Origin of the sequence: Flavobacterium fluviatile, assembly GCF_010645065.1 — a bacterium.
Classification (GTDB): Bacteria; Bacteroidota; Bacteroidia; order Flavobacteriales; family Flavobacteriaceae; genus Flavobacterium; species Flavobacterium fluviatile.
The window spans coordinates 204561-221896 of sequence record NZ_JAADZW010000002.1; the positions used below are offsets into that span (position 1 = coordinate 204561).

Here is a 17336-nt window from a genome sequence, read left to right on the forward strand (position 1 = left end):
ATGCATTCAAAATAGTTCATCTTCATGAAAACTTTTACTTTTACGACCGTTATGCGGCAAAGAATATTCAATATACATCAACAGATTTTAGAGGCTAAAAGCAAAGGGCAGAAACTGCTGGCCATACTTTTGGATCCTGATAAAATCGTGCTGGAAAATCTGAACCAGCTGATCCTAAAGATTAATCAGTCTCCCGCTACCCATATTTTTGTGGGCGGAAGCATTGTTCAGGCAACTATTTTAGAAGAATTAATTACCAGACTAAAACAAAATACAAACTTGCCCGTTGTTATATTTCCGGGAGATCCTTCGCAGATTTCACCACAGGCTGATGCTATTTTATTTCTATCCTTATTGTCAGGAAGAAATCCGGATTATTTGATTGAATATCAGGTTCAGGCGGCACCAATCTTAAAAAAAACAAATTTAGAAGTCATTTCAACAGGTTATATTTTGATCGAAAGTGGGAACGAAACGGCTGTTGCGCGCGTGAGTAAAACAAAACCGCTTAATCGTGAAAATTTTGATTTGGTTCTGGCTACCGCTCAGGCAGGGGAAATGTTAGGGAACAAATTAATGTATTTAGAGGCCGGGAGCGGCGCTAAAAATGCAGTTCCCCTGAAAATGATTGAGTTGATTGCCCAAAATATTGAAATTCCGATCATTGTTGGAGGCGGAATTACAGATTTAGAGGGAATTCAAAAGGCCTGTAAAGCCGGAGCCGATTTAGTAGTAATTGGAACAGCTTTTGAAAATGACAGTCATTTTTTTGAGCATAAACAAATATCACAACAGTACAATGATTGAATTTTTTCTGGATAGTTACAAAAATGCTCCATTATGGCACATCGCTTTAGAATTTCTTGTCTTTGTTTGTGGAATATTAAGTGTCTGGTTTGCAAAAAAAGAAAATATTTGGGTATATCCAACAGGTCTAATAGCTACTGTAATCTCAGTTTATCTTTTGTATGTTGCCGGATACATAGGAGATATGATTATTAACGGCTATTTCTCGGTTATGAGTATTTATGGGTGGTATGTCTGGGCAAAAGGCGGAACTATTGAGGATAACCTGCCTATTACGAGAACAAATTTAAATGAAAAAATAACAGGAATTTTATTGTTTATTGTTACTATTTTTGTAGTTTTCGGTATTTATAAATATTTCGATTATGAGATCAATCCTGACAATTATATTGACATGATTTCATCAGGAATATTTTTTACCGGAATGTGGTATATGGCCAGAAAAAAGATAGAAAACTGGACGCTTTGGATTATTGGTGATATTATAGTGGTGCCTCTTTATGCCTATCGAGGTTTAGGGATGTTGTCGCTGCAATATTTAATTTTTACAATTTTGGCTATTTCAGCTTATTTAGAATGGAGAAAAATCTTAGACAACAAAAAAGAAACGTTATAAAAATTGCCTTATTTGGACCAGAAAGTACAGGCAAAACTACATTGGCAAAGCAACTTGCAGAACATTATGAAACCGATTGGGTTCCGGAGTTTGCACGTGATTATCTGCAGCAAAAATGGAAGGAAAAGCAGCAGGTTTGTACTGTAGAGGATATGATGCCTATTGCATACGGACAGGTTGCATTAGAAAATGAAAAATTATACAGTGCTCAAAAATATTTGTTTTGTGACACCAATTTAATGGTGACCAAGGCTTTTTCTGAAATGTATTATGGTACTTGTAATCCGCTTTTAAATGAAGCAGCTTTACAGCATGAATACGATTTGTTTTTCCTAACCGATATTGATGTGCCATGGGAAAAAGATGACATACGAGACAAGCCTAATAAAAGAGAAACTGTTTTTTCGGGCTTTAAACAAACTTTAATCGATAATAAAAAACCATTTATTACAATTTCAGGAGATAAAGAAAGCCGGTTGGAAAAAGCTATTGCTGTTATTGATAACCTGACGATTGCCAAAAAGAAAGGATTTTCATCTGAGGATTTTGTGGAAATTTACAATCATGGAATTCCTTTCGAAAATATACTGAAACAGCTCAAAATCTTTAAAAAAGGAATTGCAAAATGTAATTTGATAAGTCCGGCAACTATTAACAACGGAATTATAAGTCTTTCAGATGAAGAATTTAAGGAAAAGGCCGATTTCTTTCAAAAAAACAAAGAGCGTTTTAAGATATGTAAATTTATTCCTGCTTCTGGTGCAGCGACCAGAATGTTTAAGTTTTTAATTGCCTTTCTGAATAATTACGATATCCAGAAGGAAACGATTAATTCCTATATTAATAGAAATAAAGATAATGATTTGTCTATTTTTATTGTCGGGATGGATAAATTCCCCTTTTTTAAAACAGTGTATAAAAAACTGAAAGAGATTTATCCTGATTTTGATACTCTGCCAAGGGATTACAAAAATTATTATTTTATTAAACTATTGCTGTCTCCTGATTATTTTGATTTTGCTAATAAGCCAAAAGCTGTTATACCTTTTCATAAATATAAAACCCATATAGCAAACCCGATTGAAGAGCATCTGAATGAATGTGTGCATTATGCCGAAACTAATAAAACTTCAAATCTGCATTTTACTGTTTCAGAAGTACATAGGCAATTATTTGAAAATGCTATTGCAGAAGTCAAAGAGAAAGTAGAATCAGAATCGGGAACAAAGATTAATATTAGTTTTTCTTGCCAGAACAAGCAAACAGATTCTATTGCTGTCGATGTTAAAGATAATGTTTTCAGAAGTCAGAAAGGATCTTTTATTTTCAGGCCTGGAGGGCACGGTGCATTAATTGAAAATTTGAATAATATTGATGCCGACATTATTTTTATAAAGAATATTGATAATGTGATTCAAAATAATATTAATAAGACTACTTTATATAAAAAAGCATTAGCCGGAATTTTAATAGAGGCGCAACAAAAAGTTTTTGGCTATCTGGAAGCTATAGAAAAACAGAAAATAAAAGAAGAGGATGTTGAGGAAATCGTTAAGTTTTTGATGCAAAAACTGAATATCGAAATGACTGGTGACTTTAACAAGTTTACTTTTGAAAATAAAATCAATAAGATAAAAGAGTTGCTTGACAGACCAATTCGTGTTTGCGGAATGGTAAAAAATGAAGGAGAAGCAGGTGGAGGTCCTTTTTGGATCAGAAATGAAAAAGGTGAAATTTCATTGCAGATTGTAGAAAGTTCCCAAGTTGATTTAAACAATAAAAAACAAAAGTCAATTTTAGAAAGCTCGACCCATTTTAATCCGGTTGATCTGGTTTGCGGAACCAAAAATTACAAAGGAGAATCGTTTAATCTGGAAGAATTTGTTGATCATAAAACAGGATTTATTGTTGAAAAAAGCGCCGAAGGTAAAATAGTCAAAAACTATGAACTACCTGGATTATGGAATGGAGGAATGTCTAATTGGCTTACTATATTTGTTGCAGTTCCGTTAATAACATTTAATCCGGTAAAAACGGTAAACGATTTATTAAAAACGCCGCATCAGCCCCACAAATAATGGATATTGAAAAAATTATATCAGAATTAAATTTCAAAGCCGTACGAAGCAGCGGGGCAGGAGGACAAAACGTGAATAAAGTCTCCTCAAAAGTAGTACTTACTTTCGATCTGAATGCATCTCAGGCCTTGTCTGAAGAAGAAAAATTAATTTTGCAGGCCAATATTGCATCAAGATTAACGTCTGAAAACATACTGATTTTAAACTCTGATGAAGACCGAAGTCAGCTTAAAAACAAAGAAATTGTTGTTAAAAGATTTTTGGAAATCATTAAAAAAGGATTGTATGTTCCGAAAGTCAGAAAGGCTACAAAAGTTCCAAAATCCATAATTAAAAAGCGAATTAAAGACAAGAAGAATATTTCTGAATTGAAACAATCCCGTAGAAAACCCAATATAGAATAATTTTTATTTTTTTAAATTCCAAATTCCAAATTGATCGCAATAAGCCTGATTTGGAATTTTTTTTTAGGAGTATGTATGAAACATTTTTTTGAATTTGGAATTTCACAAATTGGAATTTCACAAATTGGAATTTTAAAAGGAATTTCTTTTTTGGACTTTTAATTATTTTAATATTACCTTTGCCCTGTCTCAAAGGGGTGCTCTAAATAACGAGCTGAGATCATACCCAAAGAACCTGAGCGAGTAATGTTGCTAAGGGAATAAAACGACAAACATTTCAGTATAAACTATATTTTTGTCGGGAACTCATTTACTAATTTAAACAAAAGAATAATTCCCCCTTTTATTCGTAATTCTTTACGAATGAAAACTTTTTTCAAAGGTACTAAGGTACTAAGTTACAAAGGTTCTAAGAGGAGCCAAAAGTCTATTTTCTTCACTCTTTTTTCTGTTTTCCTTACTCTTTTTTCTTTTTCGCAAGAACAGGATTCAACAAAAGTCAATCAGTTGGATAATGTACTGGTTTCTGCAGTTCGTGTTACTGCAAAAACACCGGTGAGCTTTAGCAATATGGATAAAAAAGAAATTAAATACAGGAATTTAGGTCAGGATATTCCGGTTTTAATGAATTATCTGCCATCGGTTGTAACCACTTCTGATGCCGGAAACGGAATGGGATATACAGGAATCCGTGTACGTGGAAGTGATGCTACAAGGGTAAATGTTACCATAAACGGAATTCCGTATAACGATGCCGAAAGCCAGGGGACTTTTTGGGTAAACATGCCGGATTTTGCTTCTTCTGTAGAAAGTCTGCAATTGCAGCGCGGTGTAGGGACATCAACTAATGGGTCAGGTGCTTTTGGTGCCAGTTTAAATATGCTGACAGATAATTACGCCACAAAAGCAAGTGGGGAGATTTCAAGTTCTTACGGAAGTTTCAATTCGAATAAAAATACGGTAAAATTCAGTACAGGATTGTTAAACGATCATTTCGAAATTGCAGGACGTTTATCGACAATTAAATCCGATGGTTACATAGATCGTGCGAGCTCTGATTTAAAATCCTATTTCTTACAGGGGACGTATGTTGGCAGAACAACTTTGATTAAAGCACTGGTTTTTGGCGGTACTCAAAAAACGTATCAATCCTGGAATGGAATTGATGAATATACTTTAGAAGAAAAAGGCAGAAGATACAATTCGGCTGGATTTTTTACAGATGAAAATGGAAATGAACGTTTTTATGACAATGAAACTGATAATTATAATCAGGATCATTATCAATTGCATTGGAGCGAAAGTTGGTCAGATAAATGGAGTTCTAATTTTGCTTTGCATTATACAAAAGGAAAAGGATATTACGAAAATTATAAAGAAGATGCCGATATGGCTGACTATGGTTTGAATGATGTTGGTGCAATAACTACAACCGATTTAGTACGTCAAAAATGGCTGGATAATGATTTTTACGGAACTACTTTTTCTGTGAAATACAAAGAAGAAAAACTGGATGTTATACTTGGCGGAGGCTGGAATAAATATGAAGGGGATCATTTCGGAAAAGTAATCTGGGCAAGATATGCATCACAATCGGAGTTAGGGGATCATTACTACGATGATTTTTCAACAAAAAGGGACGGAAATATTTTTGCAAAAGTCAATTATCAGATAGTTGATAAATTGAGTTTTTACGGTGATCTGCAATACCGAAATGTTAATTATACAGCGAATAGCTGGGAAACTGGTCTTGTAGATGATACTTTTGATTTCTTTAATCCAAAAGCAGGTTTGAACTTTGAAATCAATCAGAAAAACACACTTTATTTTTCGTACGCACGTGCAAATCGTGAACCCAACAGGACTGATTATGAAGGGGGAAATGTAAAACCTGAAAAATTAAATGATTTTGAATTGGGATGGAGATTTAATTCAGAGAACTTTCAGTTAAATTCGAATCTTTATTACATGGGATATAAGAACCAGTTGATTTTAACCGGAACATTAGATGATGTTGGAAATCCAATTCGCTCCAACACAGATAAAAGTTATCGTATGGGACTTGAAGTTGATGCAACTCTTAAGCTGTCAGACAAATTTATTCTTAGACCAAACTTCACTTTAAGCAGCAATAAAAATGTTGATTTGGATGTAGAAGGTCAGAACTATGGAACAACAGATATTGCTTACTCACCTTCAGTTATTGCAGGAAATATAATTGTATATAGCCCGATTCAGGATTTGCATATTTCGTTATTGCAGAAATATGTTGGAGAGCAATACATGAATAATGTCGAATTGCCATCTGCAAAACTGGCCGATTATTTTGTAAACGATTTGAATGTTTCTTTTGAAATTAAACCAAAATCTATTTTCAAATCGATTATGATTACTGGTTTGGTAAATAATATTCTGGATAAAAAGTATGTTTCGAATGGATACATGTGGGATGTTTATCCTTATTATTATCCACAGGCAGGAATTAATTTCTTAGCCGGACTGACATTGAAGTTCTAAGGAAAAAAGCCTGAAAATTTAAAACTTTCAGGCTTTTTTTAATTATATACGTGAATAAAGTTTCCATTTGTTTCAACCCGATATTGTTTCATAGGATACTCCTCTTTTGCATATCCAACTCCTGAAAATAAACTATAAGAACTTTTATCACAGGAACATACTGCATTAATTCCGTCAATTGTCATTGCAGTACAGGAGTTTAACGCCTGATTTGGGCAGGCAGCATCAAAAGCAATGTATGTTCCGGGACTGGTCATCATTACTATTACTCCTTTTGCACCATGATTTGGCACGAAAACAGGATTACTTGGATAAAGAAGTTTGTTATAAGAAGGTAAATTTGTATTTATCTGTAAATCGACATTATAATTAGGAATATAAGGATTTTTATTATTTATATCATTATCACCACACGAAAAAAGTAAAGAAACGAGCAGTATTAAAAGCCAGATTTTTTTCATTGTTTCAAAAGGGAATTAGTATAACAAAAATAATTTATTTGCCTTTGAATCCTATATGATTAACATATAATTATGTACTATAAAAAATAATGCTATATTTGTAATAAGAAAAATCCCGTCGCGATGGGATTTTTTGTATTTATATAAACGATGAAGTTATGAGTAAAGTATCTTATTATACCGCAGATGGTTTAAAAAAATTAAAAGATGAATTGGAGCATTTAAAGAGTGTAATGCGTCCCAAAGCATCTCAGGATATAGCAGAGGCAAGAGACAAGGGAGATTTATCTGAAAACGCTGAATATGATGCTGCAAAAGAAGCGCAGGGTTTATTAGAGATGAGAATTGCTAAACTTGAAGAGGTTTATTCAAATGCAAGATTAATTGACGAGTCTCAATTGGACGTTTCTAAAGTTTTGGTTCTTTCGAATGTGAAAATCAAAAACCAAAGCAACGGCATGGAAATGAAATATACGCTTGTTGCTGAAAGTGAAGCCGATTTAAAAACAGGAAAAATTTCGGTTACTTCTCCTATTGGAAAAGGTTTGTTAGGAAAATCAGTTGGTGAAGTAGCCGAAATTACAGTACCAAACGGTGTTTTGAAATTTGAAATTCTTGAAATTTCAAGAGACTAAATACTTTAAAGATGAGTTCAATATTTACCAAAATAGTAAACGGAGAAATTCCGGCATATAAAATTGCAGAAGACGATAATTTTTTAGCTTTTTTAGATGTAAATCCAAATGCTAAGGGACACACCCTATGTATTCCTAAACAGGAAATTGATAAGATTTTTGATATAGAGGATGAGTTGTATTTGGGACTGATGAAATTTTCTAGGAAGATTGCCATTGCTTTAGAAAAAACAGTTCCCTGCAAAAGAGTAGGCATGGCAGTTGTAGGTTTAGAGGTTCCTCATGCACACGTACATCTGATTCCGTTGAACGAAATGGATGAAATGCGTTTCCATAATAAAGTATCACTTTCGAAAGAAGAATTTGAAGCCTTAGCGAAAAGTATTCAGTCAAATTTGTAACATACTGTCAGACTGAGCGGAGTCGAAGTCAATTCGAACATACGAGAATCTCGATTCCGCTCGATTTGACAAAATAAAAATAGATAAAGTGTCGTAATAATTTTACAGCACTTTTTTATTTAGTGAAATCTGAAATGTAGTTCCTTTTCCAATTTCAGAATGTAAAACTTTTATTTTTCCGCTGTGGTATTCTTCAACAATTCTTTTCGTTAAAGAAAGTCCCAGACCCCAGCCGCGTTTTTTAGTGGTATAACCCGGCTCGAAAATTGTTTTAAACTGTTTTTTCGAAATTCCGGTACCTGAATCCTTAATGTTTATTTTTACATGATGATGATCATGTTCTATTTGCAGTTCTAAAGTACCTTTTCCTTTCATGGCATCAATTGCATTTTTAACTAAATTTTCAATAGTCCAGCTGTGGAGTATTGGGTTAATCAAAGAATAAACAGGTTCCTGCGGTGCTTTATAGGAAAAAGCAACCTGTTTAGAAAAACGCGATTGCAGGTATTCATAACTGTTTAAAGTTTCAGCTACAACATCATGAACTTCTAAAACAGGCACAGAGCCGATTTTAGAGAAACGGTCGGTAATGGTCTGCAGTCTTTCAATGTCTTTCTCGATTTCTGCAGTAATGGACCTGTCAATTTCTTCTGTTTTTAAAATTTCAACCCAGCCAATTAAGGAAGACAAAGGTGTTCCAATCTGATGTGCGGTTTCTTTTGCCATACCTGCCCAAAGTTTGTTTTGGGTTGCCATTTTAGTGCTTTTATAAAAATTATAAATAAGGGCAATGCATAAAAATACAATTAAAAGCAGTGCAATAGGATAATATTTGAGTTTGTTGAGTAATGCAGAATTTCCGTAATATAAAGTTTGGTATTTTCCTGATGCATATTCAAAAGTTATAGGCTCATTTTCGCTTTTCAAAGTTTTTAAAAGAGCATCTCTTTTTTTCTTGTCATTAAGGATTTCATCGGGAACATTTTTCGAACTCACTACTTTGTCATACAATATTACAACTGCCGGAATAGAAGTATTGTTATTAATAATCTGAAGAGGCAATTCTACGTCTGTATTTTCGTCTGCATTTACTATTGTGATTTGCGCGTTTACAAAAAGATTCATTTTCAAACGTTCCTCATTTTTAAAGATTTGGAAAAAAGTATAAGTATTCCAGAGAATCAGTGAAATGATTAAAAAGCAGAGTGAAATAATTATCCAGCGTGCGGTATTTGTTCTTTCAGAAAAAGACATATCTATTGTTTTGAGGTATAAATATAACGAAATAAACACATTTAATATTTCGTGAATATTTAAAGATTTTTGCTTTTAAGCCTGAACTATTTCTTTTGGATAAACCATTTCTATACTTTTGTAGTTGCTTAAATGAGATTCTGTTAAAAAAGTAAATATATGATTAGCATTGATCCAAAAGAGGTAACAACTGCAAAATTACAAGGCTATCTGCAAAGTGCTGTCGGTCCAAGACCGATTGCTTTTGCAAGTACAATCAGCGCAAAGGGAATTCCCAATTTGTCGCCTTTCAGTTTCTTTAATGTGTTTAGTGCCAATCCGCCAGTTTTAGTTTTTTCGCCCTCAAGGCGTGTACGTGATAATACCGTAAAGCACACCTTGATTAATGCTGAAGCAACACGTGAAGTTGTGATTAATGTGGTTAATTATGATTTGGTTCAGCAGACTTCACTGGCAAGCACGGAGTATGGAGACGGAGTCAACGAATTTATAAAAGCCGGATTAACACAAATTCCGTCAGATCTGGTGAAGCCTTATCGTGTAAAAGAGTCTCCGGTACAATTTGAATGTAAAGTTACTCAGATTATTCCTTTAGGAACAGAAGGAGGTGCCGGAAACCTGATTCTTTGTGAAGTGGTGAAAATCCATATCCATGAATCAATTCTGGATGAAAACGGAGCAATTGACCAGCATAAAATTGATTTGGTTTCAAGACTGGGAAATAACTGGTATTCGAGATCAAACCAGGGACTTTTTGAAGTAGAAAAGCCATTGGCAACTTTAGGAGTAGGAGTAGATGCAATTCCGGGTTTTATCAAAGAAAGTCCCGTGTTTAATGGGAATGATTTGGGAAAATTAGGCAATATAGAAGCCTTGCCCACTACAGAAGAAGTTAGTATATTTGTGAAAGAAAATTTTTCGGTTAAAGGGGTTTTGAGTTCTGATGATCAGCAAAAAATACATTTAGAAGCCAAAAAATACCTCGATAAAGGTTATGTTTTATCAGCGTGGAAAGTACTTTTGGCAAAAAAATAAGAAAAGAAACAATAATTAATACAGACAGAAGATGGAAGTTACAGGAAAAGTAAAAGTGGTTAATCCGGAGCAGCAGGTTAGTGCCTCATTCAAAAAAAGAGAATTAGTTGTTACTACTGATGAGCAGTATCCACAGCATATTTTAATTGAATTTACACAAGATAAATGCGATTTATTAAGCAGCTACAAGCAAGGTGAGGCTGTAAAAGTTTCTATCAATTTAAGAGGAAGAGAATGGGTTAACCCACAAGGCGAAACCAGATATTTCAATAGTATTCAGGGATGGAGAATTGAAAGATTAGCTCCTGAAGGACCGGTGCAGACTCCACCTATGCCTGCAGCACAAGCTTTTGCTCCTGCAACTAATTTAAACGAAGAAGAACCGGACGATTTGCCATTCTAAAAGCTTAAATTCCAAAAATTAGAAATTCCAAATTCCAAACACTCTGATGATGTGGGATTTGGAATTTTTTATATAAAATTTTGGCCGTAAAATCTTTTCATTTATACAAGATCGCAAAAGTTTGGAATTTATTTATTGGGATTTTATTAATGTTTTGAAATTTAAAAAATGTATTATTTATTCAAAGATTTATTTTTTCCTCCGGTAACAGAAGCTGATGAAGAAGGTGTTCTGGCAATTGGGGGGGATTTGAGTTCAGAGCGTCTGCAATTGGCTTATAAAAGCGGGATTTTTCCATGGTTCAATGACGGAGATCCAATTCTTTGGTGGGCACCGGATCCGAGGATGGTATTGTTTTTTGATGATTTGGTCATATCCAAAAGCATGCGAAAAATCCTGAATAAAAAAATGTTTAAAGTGACGTATAACAAAAATTTCAGGGAGGTAATTTCTAATTGTCAGCAGATCAAGCGTGATGGACAAAGCGGAACCTGGATATCTGATGAAATGATTGAAGCATATTGTAAATTAAACCAGGATGGTTTTGCGAAATCAGTTGAGGTCTGGCAGGAAGATACTTTGGTTGGTGGTTTGTACGGAATCGATTTAGGACATGTTTTTTGTGGTGAAAGTATGTTTTCCAAAGTTTCAAATGCTTCAAAAACAGCCTTTATTGCATTAGCATTATATTTGAAAAAAGAAAATTACAAACTATTAGACTGTCAGGTTTATAACCCGCACTTGGAGAGTTTGGGCTGCCGCGAAATTAATCGTGACGATTTTATGTGTATTTTAAAAAGCAAATAAATGAATACTGCTTACATTGTAAAAGAAATTTATATTTATCCCATAAAAAGTCTTGCCGGAATTAGTTGTCTAAAGGCTTTTGCTGAAGAAATGGGTTTTGAAAATGACCGCCGATGGATGTTGCTGGATTCTGACAATCAGCATATTACACAGCGTGAATATCCAATAATGAGTCAGTTTTACCCGCAAATCTCAGATGGAAAAATCACAGTGACTTTTCAGTATCAGAAACATGAGTTTTCGATCAGTGAACACTTAAATGATCAGATTTACACAAAAGTGTGGGATGATAAAAGTTTTGTTTTCGAAGTAAGTAAAGCGACTTCAAAATGGTTTAGCGATTGTTTAGGATTTGAATGTAAACTGGTTAAAATTATTAAAACCGGAGATCGAAAACACGAAAGTTCAAAATCAAAAGAAATCTATAATGTGAGTTTCGCCGATGCGTATCCCTATTTACTAACCGGAACAAAAAGTCTTGATTTTCTGAATGAAAAGCTGAAAGAAAAAATTACAATAAAAAGATTTCGGCCAAACATTGTTATAAGTACGGTAAATCCCCATGAAGAAGATAATTTTAAAACTTTTAAAATCGGAGAAGTTAAGTTTAAAAACGTAAAACCCTGCGGAAGATGTATTATGGTTAACAATGATCCGCAGAATGGAATAGTAAAAAAAGAGCCTCTCAAGACGTTGAGTAAATACAGGAATTTCAACAATTCTGTTTTATTCGGAACCAATATAGTGGGTCTGAATGCGGGAATAATTAAGGTGGGTGATGTCGTTGAATTTTAAAAATTCAATTTTGTAAAACTCCAGTCAAGGGTATTAAAAAGTACCAGCTCATTTTTTAAAGAGGGCAATTCCAAAATTAATTTAAGCGTTTCATGTGCCATCATTGTACCTATAATTCCCGGTAAGGTGCCCAGAACTCCATTTAAATTACAATTAGGAACATGCCTCGGATCTGGCATTTCAGGAAACAAATCACGCAAATTTTTACTTCCGTTATGATTAAAAACAGCTACCTGACCTTCGAATTTTAAAATGCTTCCATAAACTAAAGCTTTGTTTAATTGAACACAAGTATCATTTACAAGATAACGGGTTGCAAAATTATCTGAGCCGTCCACTATAACATCATATTGCTGAATTATGTGTGCTGCATTTTCGATCGTTAATTTTTCAGAAATAGCTTCAGCCTGAATTAAAGGATTTAGTTTCGAAACAACATTTTGGGCAACAATGGCTTTCTGCTGGTCAATTTCGCTTTCGGTATATAAAATCTGCCTGTGAAGATTGTGCATTTCGATGGTGTCAAAATCCATTATTCCAATAAAACCTACTCCGGCTGTAGCAATATATTGTAAAACAGGGCATCCTAAACCTCCGGCTCCAATAACCAGAACTCTGGCTTTTTTAAGTTTTTCCTGACCTTCGTCGCCAATTTCAGGTATGATGGTTTGCCTGCTGTAACGCAAAAATTCTTTAATAACGCTCATTATTTGTGAAGTGTAAAAATGTTAAATCTGATGACTAAAACTTCTGTCCCAGTCTTTCGAAACAGGTTCGTAACCTGAGTTTTTTATAATTTGTCTGATCTCTTCTGCAGAGCGTTCGTCGCTGATTTCGAATTGTTCCAGAGACTGCGGATCAACCACATAACCACCCGGATTCGTTTTAGAGCCTGCACTCATGCTGGTAACACCAATCGGGATAATATTATTTCGAAATTTTTCACTTTCACGGGTTGAAATAGAGATTTCCAAGTCTTCATTCCATATCCGATAAGCACAAATTAGCTGTGTCAGGTCTTTATCATCCATTATAAAATTGGGTTCGATAATGCCTTCTGCAGGACGTAATCTCGGAAAAGAAACAGAATATTTGGTTTGCCAGTATTTCTTTTGAAGATAATCGAGATGCAGAGCATTAAAAAAGCTATCGGTGCGCCAGTCTTCCAAACCCAATAAAACCCCCAGGCCTATTTTATGGATTCCGGCAGTTCCAATCCGGTCAGGAGTTTCCAGTCTGAAATCAAAGTTTGATTTTTTACCTTTCGTATGATATTTTTTGTACACCTCCTGATGATATGTCTCCTGATAAACCAAAACCGAATATACGCCTGCTTCATGCAAACGTTGGTATTCATCGGTTGAAAGTGGCTGAACTTCAACAGAAATAATTGAAAATTGTTCTCTGATTAAATCAATTGCATTCAGAAAATAATTAATATTTACCGTATAATTAGCCTCGCCGGTTACTAATAAAACATGATCAAATCCCGTATTTTTTAGTGCTTCAACTTCCAGTTTTATTTCTGAGTCCGAAAGTGTTTTTCGTTTGATTTTATTGTCCAGACTAAAACCGCAATAGGTACAGATATTTTGACATTCGTTGCTTAAATAAAGCGGTGCATACATTTGAATGGTTTTGCCAAAACGCTTTTTGGTGATTTCATGGCATTCCTGTGCCATTTGCTCTAAAAAAGGCTGGGCTGCCGGTGAAATCAAAACCAGAAAATCATCGAGATTTCGTTTGGTTTTGGACAAAGAATTTGCAACATCTTTTGATGTGGTCTGGTATATTTTTGATTGAATGGAATCCCAATCGTATTGTTCAAAAATCGATTTGAATGTTTTCATTTTTATTTTGGTTTCTCTCGCAGATTTTGCAGATCGCGCAGATTATATTTTATTTACTACTCGATGAATATTATCGAGAATATTTCCACAATTAAAATTGACTAACAGCCCTAATTTTTTATTTGTCAATTTTAAATAAGTATTTAATTGTTTAAAATGGATAGATTTAATTTCGTCAATAGATTTTAATTCTACAATTACTTTGTTTTCTACTAATAAGTCTAATCGAAAATTAATATCTAAGTATACATCGCCGTACTTAACAGGTACATCAATCTGTTTAATAACATTTAGCCCGTCTTTTTTTAATTGATAAAATAAAGCACATTCATAAATTGATTCCAATAAGCCAGGACCAAGTGTATTGTAAACATTAAAAATGGATCCTCTTATTTGATATGAAATTTCATTTTCAGTCATAAAATTATTTTTGATGCAAATAACAAAAATAACGAAAAATCTTACTTTTTAATTTAAATATTCCGAAAAATAATAAGCTCAATCTCCAAAATCTGCGAGAGTAAAAACTTATTCATAAAGAAAAGAGGTCAAGGGGCTAGAAGCCACAGCATGATTTTGCTGATTAGCGACTTTGGCTTCAAATGCTTTTCTTCCGGCGATTACGGCTTCTTTAAAAGCTTCTGCCATTAATTTTGGATTTCCAGCAACTGCAATGGCGGTATTGACTAAAACGGCATCAGCGCCAATTTCCATTGCTTTTGCGGCATCAGACGGTGCGCCAATTCCGGCATCTACAATTACGGGTACAGTACTTTGTTCAATAATAATTTCTAAAAAATCAATTGTTTTTAAGCCTTTATTGCTTCCAATTGGTGAACCCAAAGGCATGACTGCGGTTGTTCCTGCATTCTCCAGATGTTTGCATAAAACTGGATCAGCATGAATATACGGCAGTACAAAAAAGCCAAGTTTGGCCAGTTCTTCTGTAGCTTTTAAAGTCTCAATGGGATCCGGCATGAGATATTTTGGATCCGGATGAATCTCCAATTTCACCCAATTGGTTTCGAGGGCTTCACGTGCTAATTGCGAAGCAAAAACAGCCTCCTTTGCATTTCTGGCTCCAGATGTATTAGGCAATAAATGAATGTTTGGATGCTGTAAATGTGATAAAATGGCATCTGTATCTGTTTCGAGATCAATGCGTTTTAAGGCGACTGTTACCAATTCGCTTTCTGAAGCTAAAATGGCTTCTTCCATTTGCAGGTTAGAACCAAATTTACCCGTTCCCAAAAATAATCGGGAATTGAAGGTTTTGTCTCCTATATTAAATAATGACGTTTGCATATAATTTGTCGTTAAGTTGTTGAACCAGTTTTTGTTTTTGGAGGCTTTTTGTAATTATTCCGGAAACGGCAATACCATGAACGTCTGTTTTCATCAGATTTTCTATATTTTCTAAAGTGATTCCGCCAATGGCATAAACCGGTGTTGTAATGTTTTCTGATTTCATTTTATTCAGGATAGCAACATAACCTTCTGCTCCTAAAATGGGACTTAGTTTTTCTTTTGTTTCAGTAAACTGAAAAGGACCCAAACCAATATAATCGCAGCCATTTTTTGTCTGAAGAAGAACATCTTCAAAAGTATTTGCAGTTGCACCAATGATTTTTGTATTTCCTAGAATAACCCGGGCTTCAGAAACACTCATGTCGGTTAAACCTAAATGGACGCCATCTGAAGCAACTTTCTGAGCCAAAAGAACGTCATCATTTACAATAAAATTTGCCAGATATTCTTCGCATAAAGTCTTTACGGCTTCCGCCAATACAAATCTTTTTTCAGAGGTTTGATTTTTGAATCGCATTTGTATCCAGTCACAACCGGCATCCAGCGCCTGATGAATATTGTATAATTGTTTTTCGACTGTTTCCCCTTGTGAGATATATTGTAATTTGTTATACATAATGATGACCAATTAGTGTTGATGTGGAGTTTAAATACTTTTCTATATATAATTTAGCTTCTAAACAAGCGGTTTTTAAGTCATAGCCTAAAGCTAGATTCGCCGCAATGGCTGACGATAAAACACAGCCTGATCCATGTTTTGGGTGAAAATTAATTTTAGTGGGCGAGAGTTCTGTGACATTACTTTTTAAAAATAAATAATCAGTACCCAACGCGGTATGATTATGACCGCCTTTCATTAAAATAGCAGTTGGGAGTTTATTTTTAACCCAAAGTTTTTCAGAAATAAAATTGGGATAAAGCTTTAGCATTTCCTCATAATTGGGCGTTATCAAATCGATTTTGGGTAATGTTTTTTGTAAATCGGTTTGGTTTTCTATTGTTAAAAATTCAAATTCACTAGAGGACTTCAATACAGTATCCCACACAATAATGGTGTTTGGGCTTAGTTTTTTAATTAATGAAACAATTTCATTTAAGTAAAAAAACGAGGGTACAATGCCAATTTTAACCGATTTTATCAGATAGTTTTTGAATAGCTTTTTGATGGAGCGTAACACAAAATCTAGCGATGTCCATTCAATTTCGTAGAATTTACAATCGGTTTGAATGGTGTTTGCAGTACTTATAGCCAATCCCTGCACCTGATGCTGTTCAAAAGTTTTGGTGTCTGCTAAAATCCCGGCACCTCCAGAAGGGTCTAAACCTGCTATGCTGAGAGCGAAAGGACGATTTTTTGACATAGTTTAAAGTTTTTAATTGAATTTGGACTATTCCAGATTGTACCTAAAAGAGCGACATCATCAAAACCATTTTGAAGTGATTTTTCAATATTGTCTGAATGAATTCCGCCTAAAGCAACCAGATTAGTGTTAAAATTTTCTCTCTTTGCTAAATTTTCAAAAAGTTCAGTTTTTGGAGCATAATTTTCTTTTGAAATACTGGTAAAGACCGGGCTTAGAAAAGCATATTCAAAAATATTTTCCAAAGCATTGAAATCCTGAATCGAATGTGTCGAAGTTGATAAAACAAAACCCGATAATCCTGAAAAGTCAATTCTTTTTTTTCTTTCTGTTTCAGAAAAATGAATTCTGTTGATCCCAAAGTCAGCTGCAATCTCATGATGGTTATGCAGAACCAGATTCCTTCTGTATTTCTGTTTTATCTGATGAATGAATTTTGCGGTTTGTACTTCTGAAAAATCCGGTTTCCGAATGTGTAGCAAAGACAATCCTTCTTCAAATAAAGAATCAATAATGCTGATTTCATTTTTGACTGACGAAGGATTTGTAATTACAATCATATTTCGTAAAATGCTTTCTGTGAGATGTAAAATGTGAAAATCAA

Annotated in this window: 20 protein-coding genes; 11 read left to right on the forward strand and 9 right to left on the reverse strand. The window is 34.2% G+C overall.

From position 1 onward, the window contains the following. Positions 1–24 precede the first annotated feature (24 nt). The 5 genes from GXM17_RS04150 to GXM17_RS04170 all read left to right on the forward strand — a co-directional run bounded on the left by GXM17_RS04150 (position 25) and on the right by GXM17_RS04170 (position 6422). Positions 25–807: a phosphoglycerol geranylgeranyltransferase gene (locus GXM17_RS04150; protein WP_425280018.1), complete on the forward strand. Its 783-nt coding sequence runs from the start codon at positions 25–27 to the stop codon at positions 805–807. After that, positions 800–1423 (forward strand): nicotinamide riboside transporter PnuC, encoded by a 624-nt coding sequence (gene pnuC / locus GXM17_RS04155; RefSeq protein ID WP_163398027.1) that lies wholly within the window; start codon positions 800–802, stop codon positions 1421–1423. Before GXM17_RS04150 ends, pnuC begins: the two co-directional genes overlap by 8 nt. Beyond that, positions 1384–3501 (forward strand): DUF4301 family protein, encoded by a 2118-nt coding sequence (locus GXM17_RS04160; protein ID WP_163398028.1) that lies wholly within the window; start codon positions 1384–1386, stop codon positions 3499–3501. The genes pnuC and GXM17_RS04160 overlap by 40 nt, the downstream gene beginning before the upstream one ends. Further along, positions 3501–3905 (forward strand): alternative ribosome rescue aminoacyl-tRNA hydrolase ArfB, encoded by a 405-nt coding sequence (arfB, locus tag GXM17_RS04165; protein WP_163398029.1) that lies wholly within the window; start codon positions 3501–3503, stop codon positions 3903–3905. Before GXM17_RS04160 ends, arfB begins: the two co-directional genes overlap by 1 nt. Positions 3906–4268: 363 nt before the next feature. After that, complete coding sequence (locus GXM17_RS04170) at positions 4269–6422, forward strand: TonB-dependent receptor (protein ID WP_163398030.1); 2154 nt, start codon at positions 4269–4271, stop codon at positions 6420–6422. A 38-nt stretch (positions 6423–6460) separates the two neighbouring features. On the opposite strand, the gene GXM17_RS04175 is transcribed toward GXM17_RS04170, so the two are convergent. Continuing rightward, positions 6461–6883 carry a Rieske (2Fe-2S) protein gene (locus tag GXM17_RS04175; protein WP_163398031.1) on the reverse strand — a complete coding sequence of 141 codons (423 nt, stop codon included), beginning with the start codon at positions 6881–6883 and terminating at the stop codon, positions 6461–6463. A gap of 158 nt (positions 6884–7041) precedes the next feature. Here GXM17_RS04175 and greA point away from each other — a divergent pair, with 158 nt between their 5' ends. After that, the gene (greA, locus tag GXM17_RS04180; RefSeq protein ID WP_163398032.1) at positions 7042–7518 is read left to right on the forward strand and encodes a transcription elongation factor GreA; all 477 of its coding nucleotides are present in this window, start codon (positions 7042–7044) and stop codon (positions 7516–7518) included. A gap of 11 nt (positions 7519–7529) precedes the next feature. Beyond that, positions 7530–7919 (forward strand): HIT family protein, encoded by a 390-nt coding sequence (locus GXM17_RS04185; protein WP_163398033.1) that lies wholly within the window; start codon positions 7530–7532, stop codon positions 7917–7919. Between the two features lie 102 nt (positions 7920–8021). Here GXM17_RS04185 and GXM17_RS04190 read toward each other — a convergent pair whose 3' ends face one another. Continuing rightward, positions 8022–9173 carry a sensor histidine kinase gene (locus GXM17_RS04190; protein ID WP_163398034.1) on the reverse strand — a complete coding sequence of 384 codons (1152 nt, stop codon included), beginning with the start codon at positions 9171–9173 and terminating at the stop codon, positions 8022–8024. Positions 9174–9332: 159 nt separating this feature from the next. Here GXM17_RS04190 and GXM17_RS04195 point away from each other — a divergent pair, with 159 nt between their 5' ends. The 4 genes from GXM17_RS04195 (at position 9333) to GXM17_RS04210 (ending at position 12213) form a co-directional block, all read left to right on the forward strand. After that, on the forward strand, positions 9333–10208 hold the full coding sequence (locus tag GXM17_RS04195; RefSeq protein WP_163398035.1) for a flavin reductase family protein: 876 nt from the start codon (positions 9333–9335) through the stop codon (positions 10206–10208). 31 nt (positions 10209–10239) lie between these two features. Continuing rightward, positions 10240–10611, forward strand: a complete 372-nt coding sequence (locus GXM17_RS04200) for a DUF3127 domain-containing protein (RefSeq protein ID WP_163398036.1) — start codon at positions 10240–10242, stop codon at positions 10609–10611. A gap of 168 nt (positions 10612–10779) precedes the next feature. Then, on the forward strand, positions 10780–11418 hold the full coding sequence (gene aat / locus GXM17_RS04205) for a leucyl/phenylalanyl-tRNA--protein transferase (RefSeq protein ID WP_163398037.1): 639 nt from the start codon (positions 10780–10782) through the stop codon (positions 11416–11418). Further along, entirely contained in the window at positions 11419–12213 is a 795-nt protein-coding gene (locus GXM17_RS04210; protein WP_163398038.1) for an MOSC domain-containing protein, read from the forward strand. It abuts the gene before it with no gap. Here the strand turns inward: GXM17_RS04210 and GXM17_RS04215 are convergent. The 7 genes from GXM17_RS04215 to GXM17_RS04245 form a co-directional block, all read right to left on the reverse strand. After that, positions 12210–12920, reverse strand: coding sequence for a HesA/MoeB/ThiF family protein (locus tag GXM17_RS04215; RefSeq protein ID WP_163398039.1), 711 nt, complete (start codon positions 12918–12920; stop codon positions 12210–12212). The genes GXM17_RS04210 and GXM17_RS04215 overlap by 4 nt on opposite strands. 21 nt (positions 12921–12941) lie before the next feature. After that, complete coding sequence (gene thiH / locus GXM17_RS04220; protein WP_163398040.1) at positions 12942–14063, reverse strand: 2-iminoacetate synthase ThiH; 1122 nt, start codon at positions 14061–14063, stop codon at positions 12942–12944. A gap of 42 nt (positions 14064–14105) precedes the next feature. Further along, entirely contained in the window at positions 14106–14483 is a 378-nt protein-coding gene (locus tag GXM17_RS04225) for a GxxExxY protein (RefSeq protein WP_163398041.1), read from the reverse strand. 108 nt (positions 14484–14591) lie between these two features. Beyond that, positions 14592–15368 (reverse strand): thiazole synthase, encoded by a 777-nt coding sequence (locus tag GXM17_RS04230; protein WP_163398042.1) that lies wholly within the window; start codon positions 15366–15368, stop codon positions 14592–14594. After that, the gene (locus GXM17_RS04235) at positions 15349–15987 is read right to left on the reverse strand and encodes a thiamine phosphate synthase (protein WP_163398043.1); all 639 of its coding nucleotides are present in this window, start codon (positions 15985–15987) and stop codon (positions 15349–15351) included. Before GXM17_RS04235 ends, GXM17_RS04230 begins: the two co-directional genes overlap by 20 nt. Continuing rightward, a complete protein-coding gene (locus tag GXM17_RS04240; protein ID WP_163398044.1) occupies positions 15980–16732 on the reverse strand; it encodes a hydroxymethylpyrimidine/phosphomethylpyrimidine kinase in 753 nt (250 codons plus the stop codon). Before GXM17_RS04240 ends, GXM17_RS04235 begins: the two co-directional genes overlap by 8 nt. Next, complete coding sequence (locus GXM17_RS04245; protein WP_163398045.1) at positions 16699–17292, reverse strand: thiamine phosphate synthase; 594 nt, start codon at positions 17290–17292, stop codon at positions 16699–16701. The genes GXM17_RS04240 and GXM17_RS04245 overlap by 34 nt, the downstream gene beginning before the upstream one ends. Positions 17293–17336 lie beyond the last annotated feature (44 nt).